Origin of the sequence: Laspinema palackyanum D2c, from assembly GCF_025370875.1 — a bacterium.
GTDB lineage: Bacteria > Cyanobacteriota > Cyanobacteriia > Cyanobacteriales > Laspinemataceae > Laspinema > Laspinema palackyanum.
Genome location: NZ_JAMXFD010000016.1, coordinates 1 through 18,097 on the forward strand (window position 1 = coordinate 1; position 18,097 = coordinate 18,097).

Consider the following 18,097-nt stretch of genomic DNA (forward strand, 5'->3'; position numbering starts at 1 on the left):
CCCTGCCACTTGTGGTGAGCCTTCACTTATGGTTTCCTATCTCAGGGAGTAGGGTCAAAAATGAGCGAACCGTAAGTTATAATCGTCACTCAACGGTAAGATAAACCCCTCGTTCAGGGCAGGCTTTAAGGTGAGAGCAGTTTCTCGGGCTGACGTTTCAGCAATGATCGCTAAAGTTGTCAAGTCAAATTGGTTGCCAATACAAGCCGCTAACTCTAAAATTGTTTGGGTTTCTGGGGGCAGCTTGTGCAGTTTGGCAGCCATCAAGTCTACTACATTATCGGCGATGGGTTGCCCTTGAATCTGCTGGATATTCCATTGCCAGATTCTGCCGTTATAATCAAATCTCAGCCATCCTTCTCCATATAAAGTCTTTAAAAACTCGGTGAGGAAAAATGGGTTGCCACCCGTTTTGCTTTCAACTAATTCAGCGAGGGGTTGCACTTGTTGCGGCCTTTGATACAGGGTATCGGCGAGTAATTGCGTCACATCAGAGAGTGCTAAGGGTTTGAGGGAAATTTCCAGAACCCTTGCCTGAGTTTTTTTAATGGCTTCTACCGTCAGCATTAGGGGATGGGTAGCGCTGACTTCGTTATCCCGATATGCGCCGATTAAAAATAAGCATTGACTCTCTGGGGCCGTCATTATCAGTTCAATCAGTTGTAATGAGGCGCTATCCGCCCATTGCAAATCGTCTAAGAAGATTGCAAGGGGATGCTCGGGTTGAGTAAAGACTTTGATAAAATTTTGAAAAGCCAGATTAAAGCGGTTTTGGGCTTCCACTGGGGACAGTTCGGGAATGGGGGATTGAGTGCCGAGAATGGTTGCGAGTTCGGGGATGACTTCAATAATCACAGGGGCGTTTACCCCCAAGGCTTTTTGGAGTTTTTCCCGCCATTGGGCGATTTGGGAATCGGTTTCCGTCAGGAATTGTTTAATTAAAGAGCGAAAGGCTTGGATGAGGGAGGCATAGGGAATATTCCGGTGAAATTGATCGAATTTTCCCGCAATAAAATAGCCTTTTCCCCGAGTAATTGGTTTATAAATCTCTTGGACTAAAGCGGTTTTTCCGATACCCGAATATCCTGAAACAAGGGTTATTTTAGTTGAGTTAAATTCTGGATCGTCAGGAGGGGAGGTAACGCTTTTAAATGCTTCGATAAGGGTTGCCACTTCTTGTTCTCGTCCATAAAGTTTTTGAGGGATTTGGAGTCGCTCAGAAATATCCTGTATCCCGAGAGGAAACAACGCGATTTTTCCCTTTCTCTGCAATGAATCCCAGCATTGTTGCAGGTCAGCTTTTAATCCTGATGCAGATTTATAGCGGTCTTCAGCATTTTTAGCAACTAATTTGAGGATGATTTGCGAGAGTGCTTGGGGAATTTTGGAGTTGATTTGATAGGGTGGAGTCGGAGGTTTAGCAAGATGGGAATGCACCAATTCTAAAGGGTCCTGGGCGAGAAAGGGAAGGCTGCCGGTCAGCAGTTCATAGAAGGTAATACCGAGGGAGTAAAAGTCGGTACGATAGTCTACACTCCGATTCATCCGTCCGGTTTGCTCCGGGGAAATATATGCAAGGGTTCCTTCTAATAAGTTGGGATTACGAAAGGTAGAAATTTCTTGAGATAGGACCGTGGAAAGGCCAAAGTCAATGAGTTTAATTGTTTGGGTGGTGGGATTGAATAGGATGTTTGACGGATTAATATCTTTATGGATAATATGGTTTTGATGTAGATAGCCTAATATTTCGACTATCTCAATGGCAAGGGGAAGAAAGTCAGTCGGGGACAAGGGGGCAAGGTTGAGTTGGTGGAGGTTCTGCCCACCGAAATCTTCTAAAGAGATACACCAGCGATTGTTCAGTGTTTCGATATGATAGGCATCAATGATGCCTGGATGATGCAAGTTATGAGTGAGTTCGTATTCCCGTTTAAATTGGGCAATGCGTTCGGGGGATGGATAAGTATCTTGGAGGAGTTTGAGGATGACGCTTTGTCCGTCGGTTTGCCGGAGAACTCGGTAAATCAAGGAGTTCCCGCTTTCATAGAGGGTTTCAGTAATTTGATACGCTTCACTAAAAAAATTTTTCATTTTTTTTGCTTTCTACTGCTTAAACTTTAAAAGCTCAAATGTGAATAGCTGGATCCTTCCAGCTATTCACATTTGCAAATTCCCCTTCAACTTGAAGGAATGAGTGGGGAACGAGTTATAATAGCGGAATTAGCTACTCATAGGTCGCCTTTAACCCAACTCCTTAAGGGTGACAAATATACAGACGTTAGTAAAGCCTGGGCCGATAGGGCTATAGCCTTAAGAAGCTCGGGCTAAATAAAAAACAGAACTTTAACAACCGGATGGGTATGATTCGGTTTTTGTTGGTTTTACATTTTCAGATGAGTGGATAACCCTTGCTTTTGCTTATTCCTCGGAGGGTTGGGACTCGGGAGCATCGGTATAGGGTGGTGCATCGGAGGGTTGGGAGTCGGGAGCATCGGGATAGGGTGGTGCATCTGGATCTGGTAAGGGATCGGGTCCGGGATCGGTCACAATCACCGCTATCGGGGAACGGCCCCCAGCAAACAGGGCCTCAATTTGGGCCTGATCGCCACTAGAAAGGGCTGCTGTTTCCAGGTCGGATAAACCGGCTGCCTCTAGAATTCCTCGGGAATGTTTGGCAAATGCCACTTGAGTTTTAGGGTTGATCGCCAACTTAGTCAAGAATTCCACTGCATTACTCATTGTTTCTACCTCTTGAGTTTATTTCTAATTCCAGGACTGTTCTTATTCTCTCTCAAATTCCAGTTCCTCTACTTGTACATTTGATCGTAACATGGTGGTCTCTAAGTGGGACACCTGAGTAGACTTCAGGGCCTCAATCGGGAGGGTTGGATCGAGTTCGATCGCTCGCATTAAGCAGTCCCAAGCCTTTTTGTACTGATCCATCAAAGCGTAGATCACGCTGAGGTAGGCATGGGACCAAGCGTATTCAGGAATCAGATCAATGGACCGTTTAAAATGCTTTGCAGCCCTCTCATTGAGTCCTAAATAGCGAAGTACCCTGCCCCGATGAGCGATCGCCCAAGCGTAGTTGGGATTTAATTTGATGGCTTTAGTAAACGCCTCAACTGCGTCTTTATAGCTACCCATATAAAAGTAAGTCTCACCCTGATGAGCCAATGCCCAAGAGTAGTTAGGATGGTGGTGAATTGCCTCCTCGAAATCATTGATCGCCTGAAGATAGTTGCCTATCTCATAGTAGCTTTTCCCTCAATGACCCAATGCCCAATAATTTTTGGGATCCTCATCGATCGCTTGCGTAAAGTAAATGATCGCTTCTCTAGGATGTCCCATTAAGCGACAAGTTTCCGCTTGATGGAGAAGTTGCGAGACTTTAGTAGGATGACGTTTTATCGGATCGCTCATTGAACAGATACCTGCTTGGTTTGAGGATAGGTTAATTTCCGTCTTTATTCAAGTTAATTGAGGCCAATTAACTTGAAATTTCTAAGAATTTGATTGAAGTTATAAACGGTTAAAATGATAGAATATTAGTCCTATTCATGCAACGGTGCGATGAAGCAGGCTTTAGCAATAATCCGCTCGGCAAAGCTTATCGAGATTCCCTCCTATTTTTATAACAGCTTTTAGACTTTTTAATGTTCTGGTTCCTCTGGGTTAGAAGGCGTCGATAAAGGTAGAATTTCAACCGTTGTTGGACGGTTGGCAGTTTTTCCGATTAAGGCTTGAAAGCAAGAATTTTCCCCCAAGTCATGCCACACCGGGTCGTGATGCACTAGCTCGATCGCCTCCTCCTCAAGTGGAATAGCCTGTTCCAAATGGCTAAAGGCTAGGTCCTTCTCTCCTTCGAGGGCAGCCAAAGCTGCCAATCTATAGAGAACGATACCACAGGCAGGGGAATTTACTCTATTTCTTAAAGCAATCTTCGCAGTTTCAATCTCGTTGCCTGCCTTGATGAGTCCTTTCCAAGCAGCCTTGGCTACCGCTTGACAGTAGAGTGCTTGATAGTCATGAGGATCCTGTTCCAATGCTTCTTCACAACAGGCGATCGCCTCGGCATATTTTCCCTGATAATAAAACATCAGTCCCCGCTTGCTGCGCCAAGTCGGATAGAGGCTGGGTTCGAGGGCGATCGCCCGGTCAAATTCCTGCAATCCTTCAGCATAGCGATAGGTGAGTTCATAGATCAAGCAGCGATAGGCGATCGCCCAGGCATAGTTCGGTTCAAGGGCGATCGCTTGATTGAAATCCCCTAAAGCCTCGTCATAGCGATATAATTTTCGATACACTGCCCCGCGATGAGCATAATTCCAAGCCGTCGGATTGAGTTCCACCGCCCGATTGAAATCTACCAGGGCTTCGGAATATCGTTTCATCAAACAATAAGTTTCCCCTCGGTGGGCGATCGCCCAAGCATACTCAGAATTCAGGGCGATCGCCTTGGTAAAATAGGCGATCGCTTCATCATATTGTCCCTGTTGCCGAGCAGTTTCCCCTTGCTGTGCTAGTCGTCGGTCATTTGTCATTTGTCATTGGTCCATTGTCCATTGTCATTTGTCCATTCCTAAGCGTACCATCATCTCTTGATCCACAGGTGCAGGACCGAGGGGCGGTACATACAACGTAGAAACCGTTGTTACCTTGGCTGGCGGCAGAGAATGCAAGGGAATGCGATTGATTACCGGCTGACACACTGGGTAATAAACCGCTGCCTCATAGATCACCACTTGATGATCCGCCGGATAATCCTGTTGTAACACTTCTGCTAATACCTTTAACCCCCGTTTCTCAGACCCCTCTTGATAAAATCCCCGATTGCCAATGAGCGCAACTTGCCATAAAATCAAGTGAGAATTGGGGTCGAATTTGCGCTGCCGGATTAAAAAGTCTGTAGCTTCAAAACTCTGGCAGCCACCTTTTCCCGGGTCGATGCCCAGATCGGCAAATAAACAATCCTCCGCAGAAATTCCGGGTAACATTTGAGCAGCGTAACCTTCGCGCCTTGCCTGGGCGATCGCCATGAGTGCCGGGTCCGCAAATACCCCCGGATGGCCGTAAAATACGGCACAGATGTTCCCCCCTGAGCGCACCGCCTCCATCATGCGATCGACCATTTCCCCGTAAGTTTGCCTGCGGCGATCGCAGTTGGTGTTATAGGGCAATGCTTCAGCCGTGGGATTCAGAGTTTCTAACCATTTCGCCGTCACGGGGTCGGCGACCGCAAACAACAGTTTATCCGCCTGTTTAATCCAGGCTTGAGCCGCTAATGTGAGATGCCCTCCCAGTTGAATCTCCGTTCCTACAATTATTAATGAACCCCGTTGCAAAGTATATCTCCTAAATTCTTATTTCATGAGTTACTCAAAAAGATAGCACATTTAGGGCTTTAAAAAACAAAAGGTGAATTGTGAGCCATGCTACTCACAATTCACCCCCATAACTGAGCCGATCGCCGGTTACTGCATCCCCGGACGGGGAAGGGCCAAACCGCTACCGCCTCCGGGATAAGCCCCGGGGTGACCAAAGGGAATATACGCCATCCCCGCCTGATGCATCCCCGAGTTGCGATCGCCAGACATTCCCATGCCACTGCCATAGAGTCCGATCGCACCATCCAGCTTGGCATGAGCCAAATTTGCGCCTCCCAGGTTCGCCCCTGTGAGATTCGCCCCACTGAGATTGGCATTAAACAAATTGGCATTTCTGAGATCCGCCCCATTGAGATTGGCATCTCGCAAATCCGCATCCACCAACCGGGTATCACTCAAATCCCCATTGGTCAAATTTGCCTCCACCAATTGTGCATTCCCCAAATTCGCCCCCGCACATTGCACCCCACTGAGATTGGCATGATTGAGGATAGCCCCAATCAGATTCGCGCCTTTGAAATCCACACCGCTGAGATTTGCATCAGTGAAATTTGTATTCACGCAATTGGCAAAGGTCAAATCGGCCCCACTGAGGTTGGCATGATTCAGCTTCGCCTCAAACAGGTTCATCCCCTTGCCATCCAACCCACTCAGATCCGAGTGGGTGAGGTTGGCATCGACTAAGTTGGCAAAACTCAAATCAGCCCCACTCAAGTTGGCATGACTGAGATTGGTTTGATTGAGATTGGCAAACAGTAATTTAGCACCACTTAAGTCTGCTTTATTCAGATTAAAACGACCCAGGTTTGCTTCATTGAGGATGCCTCCCTGACACTGCTTGGTTTCGAGTAACCGTTTGATGTGGGCATTATTAGCAGCCATATAGTTTTTAAGGGATAGATGATTTTCTGATGGAAAATTATTCTTCTCATCTTACTCCCCTGGGTGGGAGATGGGGAGATGGGGAGATGGGGGATGAAGGATGAAGGATGAAGGATGAAGGATGAAGGATGGGGGAGACTGTTCATAGTAACGACTGAACGTTACTACGAACTTGGGTTTTTAGGAATTGTGATGGAGTGGTGACTTTAAATCAGATTTAACTTCATGCCTTCTCTGGCTAGGAAGGCATCGGGGAATTCGGCTTGGATTTGAGATTCTACATTAGCTAGAAACTCATCATCATGAGAGGGGTCGTGATGAAAAATGACTAAATGCTTGACTCCAGCGGCTTTGGCGATTTTGATGCCTTCTTTCCAGGTGGAGTGGCCCCAGCCTATTTTAGGGGTGACGGGGTGATAGTATTCTTCATCGGTGTAGGTGGCGTCGTAGATGAAGATATCAGCATTTCGGGCCAGAGAGAGGACATTTTCATCGAGGCGATCGGGATAATGTTCGGTATCGGTACAGTAAACTGCGGTATGTCCTCCCCAGGTGACGCGATACCCGAGGGCTTCACTGGGATGATTCAGATGGGCGGTTTCAATGGTGATATCATCAATGGTGACTACATCCCCGGGGTGTAAGTCGTAGAATTTCAACTCAGACCTCATGCCTTGAAGCGGAATGGGAAAGTTGGGATGCAGCATTTGGTCCGAGAGGCGCTGTTTCATGGTTGCACCATTGGGAGCAACGGCACCGTAAACATGAAAGAGATTGCCGGGGATAAACGCGGGGACGAAGAAGGGGAAGCCTTGAATGTGGTCCCAGTGGGAGTGGGAAAAAAACAGATGCGCCTCCACGGGCATCTGGGGCATTAAACTGGTGCCGAGGAGTCGCAAGCCGGTCCCGCCATCGAAAATCAGGCGTTTACCAGCGACGCGCATTTCCACACAGGAGGTATTGCCACCATAGTGAACGGTTTCTTTTCCGGGTGTGGCAACGCTGCCGCGCACGCCCCAGAAGTTGATAAAAAACGCAGAGTCCAGGCTGGTTTCCATAGAGACTATCCGATCGCAAGGCGGTGGGGTGGGTTTAGGGTAATCAGCAAAGGCGGGGTTTAGGGTAATTCCGCCTAAACGAGGCTAAAGGTATGCAATTCTTCATACCGTCGAACTTCCAACAGACGGTTTTGCTCATCAACCAGAACCACCCGAGGCGAATATGTTGTAACTTCTTCCGGGGTGAATTGTCCATAGGTCATAATAATCAGGCGATCGCCCGGTGCACCCAGACGCGCTGCGGCCCCATTGAGTTCGATCGCCCCAGACTTCCCAGGGGCCTCAATCGCATAAGTGATTAACCGTTCTCCGTTAGATTTGTTGACAACTTGCACCTGCTCGTAAGGCAAGATACCGGCTGCCTCCATTAAGGTTTGATCAATACTAATGCTTCCCACATAATTCAAATTAGCATCAGTGAGCGTGCAGTTATGGATTTTTGCTAAGAGAAGAGTTCGCTGCATGATCCGGAGTCGTTTCTAAGGAGGTTAGGGACTTTCTGCCTCAATGTTAGAACATCAGGACCGGAAAACCCAGAAAGTTCGGGGTAGCTTTGCGATCGCGACAGATTGCAGGGGGTCCAACGGGATGGATGCGAGGCAACATCCGGCGGGGGATCAATCCCATCAGACGAGCAGCCACATCCGACGGGGGTTTAAACCCCCGCCGGATGTGGCTTAACTCAGGGTGTCGTTCCACTCAGTCTCTATTTAGCCTTTTTGACCGGCCTTAACGCACTTCTCAACTAGAGGCATCACCTTCTCTACATCATGCCAGCCGAGAATTTCAGTTTTCTTCTTTTCCAGATTTTTGTAGGTTCTGAAAAATTCAGCAATTTCCTCTAATCGATGAGGGGCGATATCTTTCAGGGACTTGACATGAGCATAGCGGGGGTCTTTGTCCGGAACGCAGAGAATTTTTTCATCCGGGTCCCCCCCGTCAATCATTTCTAAAAACCCCACGGGACGGGCGGCAATTACACAACCGGGAAAAGTGGGTTCATCCATAATCACCATGCCATCGAGGGGGTCTCCATCCTCAGCCAAGGTATTCGGGATGAAGCCATAATCGAAGGGATACTGCACCGAGGCATACAGGACGCGATCGAGGGCCAAAGCGCCTAACTCTTTATCAAATTCATACTTATTCTTGCTTCCGCCTGCGATTTCAATTAAGACGTTAATCAGACCAGGTTTCGGTTGGGCTGGAATCTTCGTTAAATCCACAATAACTCCTTGGATGGCGAGGGTTGTTTTTACCTACCCGAATCTTGTCGATTCAGCAGGGTTAAATTGGGGTCAGCCCAGGGTCTTCAACGCCGTCGCTCAGATGGGCGATCGGCCTGTTTCACCCGGGGAGAGTCCGTCAGCCATCGTACCAGAAACCTTGAACCCACAAACCATCGGTTTGCGGTTTGTAATTGGGCGGAAGCTTGCCAGAGGAGAGTATCGGTCCGGGGTTACCGTCAAGATTAGAAACCGGGTTTTTGGTCCAAATTGGCTGCTGATGAGCAGAGATTTGGTTAAAAACCCGGTTTCTGGTCCCTGGGGGATATTAAGGCGCTAGGGTCACCTCCTCACCCCGCTGAGGGGATAGGATGGGGGGGACGGCAGGTTCGGGAGACGATTCGCGGAAAAAGTCCCGATCGCCAGGAGGGGGAGCAAGAGAGTCAGTAAGGCGATCGCCGCACCGAATAAATTGGATAAAGTATTTTGGGGAAAGGGTTCAGAAGACCGGGCAGAAGGACTACCGGATTCCATAAAGAAAACTATTGAATTTTTTTAAAGTGTCGCCGTGAAATCAATCTAACCAAAAGCTCTCGCACGGAGCCTCTATCATCAGTATTAAATATTTTTCGCGGTAAGATTGTCATCAAGCAAACAATCTGGGATATTTCTATTGTACTCAACATCCTGGAAATTGACCGGATCCCTGACCTTCCACAAGAAGGCTCGGCTTTTCCCCTGTATAGTTCAGTTCCACAAGGATAAGAATTGCCATGTTGCTGTCCCTGCGGATAGAAAATTTTGCCTTAATTGACTGCTTAGATCTGGACTTTGGGAGGGGTCTCAACGTCCTAACTGGGGAAACGGGGGCGGGAAAATCCATTATTCTGGATGCCCTGGATGCAGTGTTGGGGGGCAAATGTACGGGAAGGGCTATCCGCACGGGAACCGGGCGATCGCTGATTGAGGCCACCTTTGAACTGGAACCCCCGGTGGCGGCTTATGTCCGAGACCAAGAAATTGAGCTATTAGACGGCACTCTCCTAGTCGTGAGTCGGGAACTCGTCTTCGGGAAAGGAGGAACTATGCGGAGCCGATCGCGGTTAAATGGGGTGTTAGTCAATCGGCAACTCATGGAACAACTGCGCGATCGCCTGGTGGAAATCACCGCCCAAGGTCAAACGGTCCAACTGGGACAACCCACCCGGCAGCGCGATTGGCTGGATGCTTTTGCCGGTCCCGAGGTTTTGGCCCTCCGCCAAGGGGTGGTGACTCGCTATGCCGAAGCGAATGCCGCCCGACAAGCGTTAGAACAGAGTCGGCAATCAGAACAACAGCGCTTACAACGGATTGATTTACTGGATTACCAAGTCAAAGAGCTCTCGGAAGCAAATCTCAACGAAGCGGACGAATTAGAGCAACTGGAACAGGAACGGCAGCGCCTCTCCCATGTGGTGGAACTCCAGGAACAGAGCGATCGCGTCTATCAATCCCTTTATCAACAGAATGATGGGTCCTTGGCGGCGGCGGACCTGTTGGGAGAAGTGGAACAAACCCTGCGGGATATGGTTGCTTATGACCCGGAATTGCAAGGGGTCCTGGATGTGGTCAACGATGCCTTAGCCTTGGCGATCGAGGCGGGACGGCAGATGAGTAGCTACAGTTCCAGTTTAGAATCTGATCCCGACCGATTGGGGGAGGTGGAACAACGGATTGGCCAACTGAAGCAAATTTGCCGGAAGTACGGGCCCAACCTGAGTGCCGCGATCGCCTACTTCCATCGCATCGAAGCAGAACTAGAAGAACTCACCCAAGCCGATCGCGCAGTCGAGGTCCTAGAACGCCGCTATCAAGCCTGCCAAGCCGAACTGATTCAAACCTGTGAAGAATTAACCCATCTGCGGCGCACCGCTGCCTTGCGGCTAGAACAACGCCTGATTGAAGAACTCAAACCCCTGGCGATGGATAATGTCCAGTTTCAGGTACAGATTGAACCCGTAGCGCCCAGCAGTACCGGCAGCGATCGCATCATTTTCCTGTTTAGTCCCAATCCTGGGGAACCCTTGCAACCCGTAGCCGAAATCGCCTCTGGGGGGGAAATGAGCCGGTTTTTGCTGGCCCTGCAATCCTGTTTCGTGCAGGTGGATAGTGCCGCCACCCTTGTTTTTGATGAAATTGATGCCGGAGTCTCCGGACGAGTTGCCGGGGCGATCGCTCAAAAACTCCACCAACTCTCCCAGGGTCAACAGGTGTTATTTGTCACCCATCAACCGATTGTGGCAGCAATGGCCGATTTTCATTTTCGGGTGAATAAACAAGTCATTGGCAGTTCCGAAGAAACCCCCCAGGCGACAGGTCCTCAACTCGAAACCGCCAACTCCCCCGGGAACGGGTCCACCCTGCCTGCGCCGATTGCACCAGAAGAACGCACCGTAGTTCGGGTAACAGCACTGGACAGTGAACAACGACGAGAAGAATTGGCGCAACTAGCTGGGGGACAAGGAGCATCCGAGGCGATCGCCTGGGCGCAATCTCTGCTCAACCAAGCCGCCTCCGTCCGACAAATTCAAACCCGCAGTTCTTAAACACTCCCTGGATTTTTTCCCAAATTGGACCGCTAGAAACCAAAGAGACGGAACCGGATATAATAACCGTCTGTAATCCGTTCCCGCGAGGAATCATCACCGTGATACCTAGGGCCTGTAAAATTCAAAATCTGGGTTCCCAATTTGCCAAAAAATGTTACAACTAGAAAAGCGAATTTCACACGTTATGACGGGCTGACCGTTGGACCGAGTAACGCTTTTGCACAGGATCACCATTGCTCGTCAAAAATGCTACAACAACGAGGCGCTTTCAAGAATCGCCTTACTGTTCAATCCCCTCGGTTAATCTGCCCTCAAGCCTGATCCAACCCTAATAATCCATTGAACATTTATCAAAAATTTTTGAAAAAAGGTGGAAACAGTAGAAAGGGTCACATTGAATTTCAGCAGGTAGTGTCAGAATCTCCTTAGCGTTCTCCCTCTGACTTTCGTCCAAACTCGATGCGGACATCCCAGAGGACCCCAAAAAACCGCCCAAGGAGGGCTGAAAGGAAGCGATCGAAAATTAATTCCAAAATGTCTAATTATTTATGGACAGAGTAAACTTAAAGAGATAGTTATCCGGATCTGCTAGGCTTTGTACAACAAATCCGCGACCGCGTTCTCGGCAGGACACTCACATAATCCAAGAAATTCGCTGACTCCTGGTCTGAAGTAAAGAGTTATAGATCTTATGACAGCTGCATCTCCAAATCCAAAGGCTTGGGACCATAACAATAGTAGTGCTGGTGCCGTGATTGATGTGACCCCTCAAATCGTTGACGGCGGCAAGCCCGATCCTCAACGGTCCACATCTGCATCGGTAAGCGAACCCGAATCTAGCCCTGCAAATAACAGTGGCGGTGGGGGGTCTTTAGTTCAGTCCAAGGGGACCTTCACCAGCTTTCTCGCCCCCCTCAACAAAGACAGCTTCACCCAGGTTGTCAAAGATGTGGAAGGGAAGCTCGAAGTGGTCAATCAAACCCTGTCGATGCTCGACAGCCTCCTCGATTCCCAAGGGTTTGACTCGATTCTCGATGAAATGTTGCGTTCCATCACCCTAAAAACCGGGGAACTCCTCGGCGCGGACCGCACCACGATATTTTTATTAGATGAAGAAAAGAACGAACTCTGGTCCATCATCGCCAAAGGTGCAGGGGGTAAGGCATTAGAGATTAGGATTCCAGCGGATAAGGGAATTGCTGGGGAAGTCGCTACGTTTAAGAAAGTCGTTAATATTCCCTTTGATTTCTTTGACGATTCCCGTTCCGGTGCAGCTAAGGAACAGTTCAAGAAAACCGGCTACCGCACCTATACCATGCTCTGTCTGCCCCTGTTGAACGAACAAGGGGCATTAGTTGCGGTGGTTCAGTTACTCAATAAGTTAAAAAAAATCCATGATGCGGACGCTGAATTGTCCGAACGGATTAATGCCAAAGGCTTTACGGAAGAAGATGAGCGGGTATTTGAAGAGTTTGCTCCCTCAATTCGCCTGATTCTTGAATCCTCAAAGTCTTTCTATAAAGCAACTCAGCGGCAACGTGCCGCAGCAGCGCTCATGGCAGCGACCCAATCTTTGAGCAAGAGTAGCCTCGATCTGGAAGAAACCTTGAAAAAGGTGATGGATGAGGCGAAACAACTGATGAACGCCGATCGCAGCACCCTATGGCTGATTGACCGGGATAAAAATGACCTCTGGACCAAGATCCCGATCGGTCCGAGAGGCGAGTTAAAGGAAATCCGCATTCCAATGGGAGTCGGCTATGCCGGGACCGTAGGGAAAACTGGAGAACCCCTAAATATCCCCTTTGATTTGTATGATCATCCTGGGTGCGAAACCAGTAAGCGGGTGGATCAACAAAGCGGGTATCGGACTTGCAGTTTATTATGTATGCCGGTATTCAACGCGGATGGGGAACTGATTGGGGTGACCCAGTTGGTGAACAAGAAAAAACAAGGGGATCATCCCCCCTACGAACCGGCCCAATGGCCGGAAGCCCCTGATTGTTGGAAAGCCAGTTTCAATCGGTCCGATCAGGAGTTTATGCAGGCGTTTAATACCCAAGCGGGAGTGGCGTTGCAAAATGCCAAACTCTTTGCCACGGTCAAGCAGCAAGAGCAAATGCAACGGGATATTTTGCGAAGCTTGAGCAATGGGGTGATTTCCACGGATAAGGCCGGAAATGCGATCGCCGCTAATGATAGTGCCCGTCAATTGCTCGGTCTGGAACCGAGCGATCGCATCGAAGGCAAATCCGTTCGAGACTTGATCCAAATTAAAGATGGGGACTTTTCTAAGTGGTTTGATGCGGCATTGACGGCCAAAGATGATAAATCTCGTCAGCAGTATTATCCCGATCAAACCCTGGTTGCCAAAGACGACAAAGAGCAACACAGCATTAACTTGTCGATTAACTCCATTGCCGATGCCTCGGACCGTACCAATGTTTATGGTGCCCTGGTGGTCATGGAAGATATCAGCGATGAGAAACGACTCAAGAGCACCATGTATCGTTACATGACCCAGGAAGTGGCTGAACAGTTACTGGCCTCTGGGGACACCGGGTTAGGTGGCAAACGCAAGGAAGTCTCGGTCTTGTTCTCGGATATCCGCAGCTATACCACCCTCACCGAAGGCATGGAAGCGGAAGATGTGGTGATCATGCTCAATGAATATTTTGAGTCGATGGTCGATGCGGTATTTCAGTACAAGGGGACCCTGGATAAATATATCGGGGATGCGATCATGGCCGTGTTTGGGTCTCCTCTCCCCCTCAAGGACCATGCCTGGTGTGCGGTCCAAACGGCGGTAGAAATGCGGCGGCGGTTGATTGAGTTTAACAACCATCGCACCGCTGCCGGTAAGCAAATCCTGAAAATTGGGATTGGGATCCACTCTGATGAAGTGGTCAGTGGGAATATCGGGTCCAGCAAACGGATGGAATTGACCTCCATTGGAGATGGGGTTAACCTCGGGTCTCGGTTAGAAGGCACGAGCAAAATGTATGGGACGGATATCGTGATCAGTGAAAAAACATACAGTCCTTGTGCCGACAAGGTTTATGTTCGGGAGTTGGACTTTATTACCGTAAAAGGGAAAAGCGAACCCGTCAAAATTTATGAATTGGTCGGATTGCGATCGGACCCAATTTCTGACCACAATATGCAAATTATCGAATCCTACACGAAGGGACGGGAATTTTATCTGTCTCGGCAATTTGCTAAAGCTCTCCAAGAGTTTGGTAAAGTGTTGGAACTTGATAAGAATAATAAGGCGGCATCCTTACAGATGGATCGGTGTCAACATTTTGTGGTGGAACCCCCACCGGATGACTGGAATGGGGTCTGGAATCTCACCGAAAAGTAGTATCCTAAACAGAGCAAGGGTACAAGCTAGAATTCAGGAGTCAGAATCCTGCTTTGGCATCGTTCTTACTCCTGATTGCTTGAAGAAAGATGGAATCGGTAGTTGACAATGTGTATGGAATATGGTAAATTCTAGCGGCGATCGCCAAGAAGTTTCAGTCTTATTCTCTGAAATTTCCGGCTATAGTAGCTTGACGGAAAATTTAGAAGCCTCCGAGGTCGCCCGTCTGCTTCAAGACTATTTTGAGTCAATGCTGGAGGCTGTAAATCAGTACAGGCAGAATCATGAGCAGCAAATAGAAGTGGCTTGTATTGGCAATGGTCTAATTGTCGTTTTTGGTGCACCCCAGTTCCTAGAAAATCATGGGTGGATGGCATTGCAAACGGCGATCGCCATGCACAAAAAACTCGATGAATTTAATCATCATCGCCAAGAGAAAAATCAACCCGTGATTCAGATGGGGATTGGAATTAATTCCGATTGGACTATTAGCAATAATATTGCGGAAAATAAGTCCCTGCAATTTAGTGCCGTAGGCGATGGTGTCAATCTGGGCAATCTCCTCCAAGGGGTGAGCAATCAATATGGTTGCAATATTGTCTTGGGAGAAAACACTTATCGCGCCTGCGAGGAGCGCATTTGGGCCCGAGAACTCGACCGAATTCGGATGCGATCAAACTATCCCCCAGTGGCGTTATATCAATATCTAGGACTCAAAGGAGAAGCGATTTCCGACGAGAGTAAAAAGGTGATGGAGCACTATGACCTTGGGCGGCAATATTATCTCAGTCGCAAGTTTGCGATCGCAATGGGAGAATTTGCCACCGTCTTGGAAATCAACAGCCACGATCGCGCCGCCCGGTTGCATCTAAAGCGCTGCCAGCGATTGCTCAAAGAACCCCCTACAGAAGAGTGGGATGGGTCCTGGGTTGCTAAGAAATCTTGGGAACTGGCGGAACATTAGCAGCAAAACAACAAAACAATGGCATCCTGTTTTTGAATCAGTGGGTTTCGACGGAATAGGGATGAGCGTTCTTGCCATCGGATGCTCTACAACCGTGCAGTTCGTTCTTAAATCTCCCCGGGAGTTCCGTCGTTATACCCGCGAAAGATTTCAGGCGACTGCAACCTGGACTTCCTCATCCCGCAGACTTAGATCCCGAGGCAGTTCTGAGCAGACCGCGACGGAATTGTTACAATAGTTAACATGGTTCCGTAAGTGGGTCTCGAATACATGGATACAAAGACCGTTTCTCCTCCTTCCGTCAAATTTCAGCCCGATACCGTTTTGGAACAATCTCCCGGTTTATCCCCCTTTCCCGAACGGGTCAACAATCCCCCAGTTACCCTGGATATCGATTCCGCCGCCACCGAACTGGTCCCCCTCAAATCCGGTGCACCGTACTCAGACAGCAATGCGCTGTTGTACGACCCCGTTGCCATCACCGAACTTTATCGCGATCGGCCCTTTCTAGTCTGGGGGCGCAGATTTGCAATTTTGTGGCCCCTACTCACCCTCGCCTTTGGCATTTGGCGGGATAAAAAATTCGGTCGCGTCAAACAAAACGAACGCAAACGCGCCGAAAAACTGCGAATCACCCTGACGAAGTTAGGGCCGGCATTCATTAAAGTCGGACAGGCCCTCTCCACCCGCCCCGACCTAGTGCCACCCCTGTATTTAGAAGAACTCGCCAAACTCCAGGACCAGCTACCCCCCTTTCCCAACGAACTCGCCTACCAATTTATCGAAGAAGAACTCGGGGATCAGCCCTCCGCCATCTATGCCGAAATCACCCCTGACCCCGTAGCTGCCGCCTCCCTCGGCCAAGTTTACAAAGGTAAACTCAAAACCGGCGAAACCGTCGCCATCAAAGTCCAACGCCCTGGACTCGCCGAAAGCATGGGACTCGATGTCTATGTCTTACGGCAACTGGCAATCTGGGTGCAAAAAAATGTCAAACAAGTTCGCAGCGACTTAGTAGCCATCATGGACGAGTTCGGCACTCGCATCTATGAAGAAATGGACTACAACAAAGAAGGAGAAAACGCCGAACGCTTTGCCCAACTCTACGGCCATCTTAAAGATATATACGTCCCCAAAATTTACTGGAAATATACCGGACGTCGAGTTCTCACAATGGAGTGGATCAACGGCACCAAACTCACCCAAATCCCCGCCCTCACCGCCCAAGGCATCGACGCCAAATACCTGATTGAAGTCGGGGTGCAATGTTCCTTGCGCCAATTGCTTGAACATGGGTTTTTCCATGCTGACCCTCACCCCGGCAACCTCCTCGCCACCGAAGATGGGAAACTCGCCTATCTCGACTTTGGCATGATGAGTGAGGTCAAACCCTATCAAAGATATGGACTCATTCAAGCGGTCGTCCATCTCGTGAACCGTGACTTTGAAGGACTCGCCAAAGATTACGTTAAACTGGAATTTCTCACTCCAGAAACCGACCTCACACCGATTATCCCGGCCCTCGCCAACGTTTTTAATAATGCCCTCGGTGCCAGCGTTGCCGAACTCAACTTTAAGAGCATTACCGACCAACTGTCGGAAATCATGTACGAGTACCCCTTCCGGGTCCCCGCCTATTATGCCTTAATTATTCGCTCCTTAGTTACCTTAGAAGGGATTGCGATTAATGTTGATCCGAATTTTAAAGTTCTGAGTAAAGCCTATCCTTATGTGGCTAAACGCCTATTAACCGACCCTTCCCCAGAATTGCGCGGGTCATTGAGAGACCTGCTGTTTAAAGATGGGGACTTCCGGTGGAACCGATTAGAAAACCTATTGAGAAATGCCAAAGAAAGTGATGAGTATGACCTGTCCCAGGGATTAAATCAAGCCTTAGAATTTCTGTTTTCCGAACGGGGAGAATTCATCCGCGATCGCCTCGTCGAAGAATTAGTCAAAAGTCTAGATCATCTCTCTCGCGACGCCTTCAGTAATGCCACCTCCGTCCTCCGAGAATGGGTCGGCTGGAAAGGAAATAAACCCACTTCAGCCATCACCAGTGGTGATCAAGAGAAAATGGAGCGAATTAAACGAATTTGGGCAATTGTCCAAGAAACCCCCGGATTCAATACTACCGAATTCGTCCAAAAACTTGCCCCCTTCCTCATCAAACCCGAAACCCAACGCATGGGTCAAAAAATAGCCGGGGATTTAGCCCAAAGAATGTTAGCCCGCCTAATTCGGGAAGTTCTCCTCAAAGAAGAACCCACCAATGGCAATGGGAAAACATCCTATCCCACCCATCCTCAACAACAATTACCTCCCTCCCGTACCAATGGAAAAGTTATTACTTATCCCAATGTGACAGTGAGGAAATAGAGGGGCAGAAACCGGGTTTCTTTCCTAAATTTTTGTTAGGAAGCAAAAGTTATCGCAGAAACCCGGTTTCTAGCTTAACTCGGGGGTTAGAAACCGGGTTTCTTTCCTAAATTTTTGTTAGGAAGCAAAAGTTATCGCAGAAACCCGGTTTCTAGCTTAACTCGGGGGTCAGAAACCGGGTTTCTTTCCTAAATTTTTGTGAGGAAGCAAAAGTGATCGCAGAAACCCGGTTTCTAGCCTAACTCTGTC

General features: G+C 48.7%; 16 protein-coding genes. 4 read left to right on the plus strand and 12 right to left on the minus strand.

Going from position 1 to position 18,097, the window contains the following annotated elements; translation table 11 throughout:
- Positions 1 to 54: 54 nt before the first annotated feature.
- From NG795_RS17775 to NG795_RS17835, 12 genes are all read right to left on the minus strand, one after another.
- On the minus strand, positions 55 to 2,091 hold the full coding sequence (locus tag NG795_RS17775) for an ATP-binding protein (RefSeq protein ID WP_367289981.1): 2,037 nt from the start codon (positions 2,089 to 2,091) through the stop codon (positions 55 to 57).
- Positions 2,092 to 2,418: 327 nt separating this feature from the next.
- On the minus strand, positions 2,419 to 2,739 hold the full coding sequence (locus NG795_RS17780; RefSeq protein ID WP_367289982.1) for a hypothetical protein: 321 nt from the start codon (positions 2,737 to 2,739) through the stop codon (positions 2,419 to 2,421).
- A gap of 42 nt (positions 2,740 to 2,781) precedes the next feature.
- Positions 2,782 to 3,177: a tetratricopeptide repeat protein gene (locus NG795_RS28450; RefSeq protein ID WP_436836061.1), complete on the minus strand. Its 396-nt coding sequence runs from the start codon at positions 3,175 to 3,177 to the stop codon at positions 2,782 to 2,784.
- 90 nt (positions 3,178 to 3,267) lie between these two features.
- Positions 3,268 to 3,423 (minus strand): hypothetical protein, encoded by a 156-nt coding sequence (locus NG795_RS17795; RefSeq protein ID WP_367289983.1) that lies wholly within the window; start codon positions 3,421 to 3,423, stop codon positions 3,268 to 3,270.
- Positions 3,424 to 3,653: 230 nt separating this feature from the next.
- On the minus strand, positions 3,654 to 4,544 hold the full coding sequence (locus tag NG795_RS17800) for a tetratricopeptide repeat protein (RefSeq protein ID WP_367289984.1): 891 nt from the start codon (positions 4,542 to 4,544) through the stop codon (positions 3,654 to 3,656).
- Between the two features lie 24 nt (positions 4,545 to 4,568).
- Entirely contained in the window at positions 4,569 to 5,345 is a 777-nt protein-coding gene (locus tag NG795_RS17805) for an SAM-dependent methyltransferase (protein ID WP_367289985.1), read from the minus strand.
- Between the two features lie 129 nt (positions 5,346 to 5,474).
- Complete coding sequence (locus NG795_RS17810; RefSeq protein ID WP_367289986.1) at positions 5,475 to 6,269, minus strand: pentapeptide repeat-containing protein; 795 nt, start codon at positions 6,267 to 6,269, stop codon at positions 5,475 to 5,477.
- 206 nt (positions 6,270 to 6,475) lie between these two features.
- Positions 6,476 to 7,327, minus strand: a complete 852-nt coding sequence (locus NG795_RS17815; protein ID WP_367289987.1) for an MBL fold metallo-hydrolase — start codon at positions 7,325 to 7,327, stop codon at positions 6,476 to 6,478.
- 74 nt (positions 7,328 to 7,401) lie between these two features.
- Positions 7,402 to 7,791 (minus strand): aspartate 1-decarboxylase, encoded by a 390-nt coding sequence (gene panD / locus NG795_RS17820; RefSeq protein ID WP_254563706.1) that lies wholly within the window; start codon positions 7,789 to 7,791, stop codon positions 7,402 to 7,404.
- Positions 7,792 to 7,837: 46 nt separating this feature from the next.
- Positions 7,838 to 8,026 (minus strand): hypothetical protein, encoded by a 189-nt coding sequence (locus NG795_RS17825; RefSeq protein ID WP_367289988.1) that lies wholly within the window; start codon positions 8,024 to 8,026, stop codon positions 7,838 to 7,840.
- An 11-nt stretch (positions 8,027 to 8,037) separates the two neighbouring features.
- On the minus strand, positions 8,038 to 8,553 hold the full coding sequence (locus NG795_RS17830) for an inorganic diphosphatase (RefSeq protein WP_367289989.1): 516 nt from the start codon (positions 8,551 to 8,553) through the stop codon (positions 8,038 to 8,040).
- 342 nt (positions 8,554 to 8,895) lie between these two features.
- Positions 8,896 to 9,087: a TLTLP motif-containing protein gene (locus NG795_RS17835; protein ID WP_367289990.1), complete on the minus strand. Its 192-nt coding sequence runs from the start codon at positions 9,085 to 9,087 to the stop codon at positions 8,896 to 8,898.
- Between the two features lie 239 nt (positions 9,088 to 9,326).
- Between NG795_RS17835 and recN the strand changes: the two genes are divergently transcribed.
- From recN to NG795_RS17855, 4 genes are all read left to right on the plus strand, one after another.
- Positions 9,327 to 11,138, plus strand: coding sequence for a DNA repair protein RecN (gene recN / locus NG795_RS17840; protein ID WP_367289991.1), 1,812 nt, complete (start codon positions 9,327 to 9,329; stop codon positions 11,136 to 11,138).
- Between the two features lie 694 nt (positions 11,139 to 11,832).
- Positions 11,833 to 14,505, plus strand: coding sequence for a GAF domain-containing protein (locus NG795_RS17845; RefSeq protein WP_367289992.1), 2,673 nt, complete (start codon positions 11,833 to 11,835; stop codon positions 14,503 to 14,505).
- A 121-nt stretch (positions 14,506 to 14,626) separates the two neighbouring features.
- Positions 14,627 to 15,469: an adenylate/guanylate cyclase domain-containing protein gene (locus tag NG795_RS17850; RefSeq protein ID WP_367289993.1), complete on the plus strand. Its 843-nt coding sequence runs from the start codon at positions 14,627 to 14,629 to the stop codon at positions 15,467 to 15,469.
- Between the two features lie 270 nt (positions 15,470 to 15,739).
- Complete coding sequence (locus NG795_RS17855) at positions 15,740 to 17,848, plus strand: ABC1 kinase family protein (protein ID WP_367289994.1); 2,109 nt, start codon at positions 15,740 to 15,742, stop codon at positions 17,846 to 17,848.
- Positions 17,849 to 18,097: the final 249 nt, after the last annotated feature.

Coding starts and splice junctions, on each gene's coding strand:
- NG795_RS17845 (WP_367289992.1), top strand. CDS start 11,833: ATGACAGCTGCATCTCCAAATCCAAAGGCTTGGGACCATAACAATAGT.
- NG795_RS17815 (WP_367289987.1), bottom strand. CDS start 7,327: ATGGAAACCAGCCTGGACTCTGCGTTTTTTATCAACTTCTGGGGCGTG.
- NG795_RS17835 (WP_367289990.1), bottom strand. CDS start 9,087: ATGGAATCCGGTAGTCCTTCTGCCCGGTCTTCTGAACCCTTTCCCCAA.
- NG795_RS17795 (WP_367289983.1), bottom strand. CDS start 3,423: ATGAGCGATCCGATAAAACGTCATCCTACTAAAGTCTCGCAACTTCTC.
- NG795_RS17775 (WP_367289981.1), bottom strand. CDS start 2,091: ATGAAAAATTTTTTTAGTGAAGCGTATCAAATTACTGAAACCCTCTAT.
- NG795_RS17850 (WP_367289993.1), top strand. CDS start 14,627: ATGGTAAATTCTAGCGGCGATCGCCAAGAAGTTTCAGTCTTATTCTCT.
- NG795_RS17855 (WP_367289994.1), top strand. CDS start 15,740: ATGGATACAAAGACCGTTTCTCCTCCTTCCGTCAAATTTCAGCCCGAT.
- NG795_RS17780 (WP_367289982.1), bottom strand. CDS start 2,739: ATGAGTAATGCAGTGGAATTCTTGACTAAGTTGGCGATCAACCCTAAA.
- NG795_RS17800 (WP_367289984.1), bottom strand. CDS start 4,544: ATGACAAATGACCGACGACTAGCACAGCAAGGGGAAACTGCTCGGCAA.
- panD (WP_254563706.1), bottom strand. CDS start 7,791: ATGCAGCGAACTCTTCTCTTAGCAAAAATCCATAACTGCACGCTCACT.
- recN (WP_367289991.1), top strand. CDS start 9,327: ATGTTGCTGTCCCTGCGGATAGAAAATTTTGCCTTAATTGACTGCTTA.
- NG795_RS17810 (WP_367289986.1), bottom strand. CDS start 6,269: ATGGCTGCTAATAATGCCCACATCAAACGGTTACTCGAAACCAAGCAG.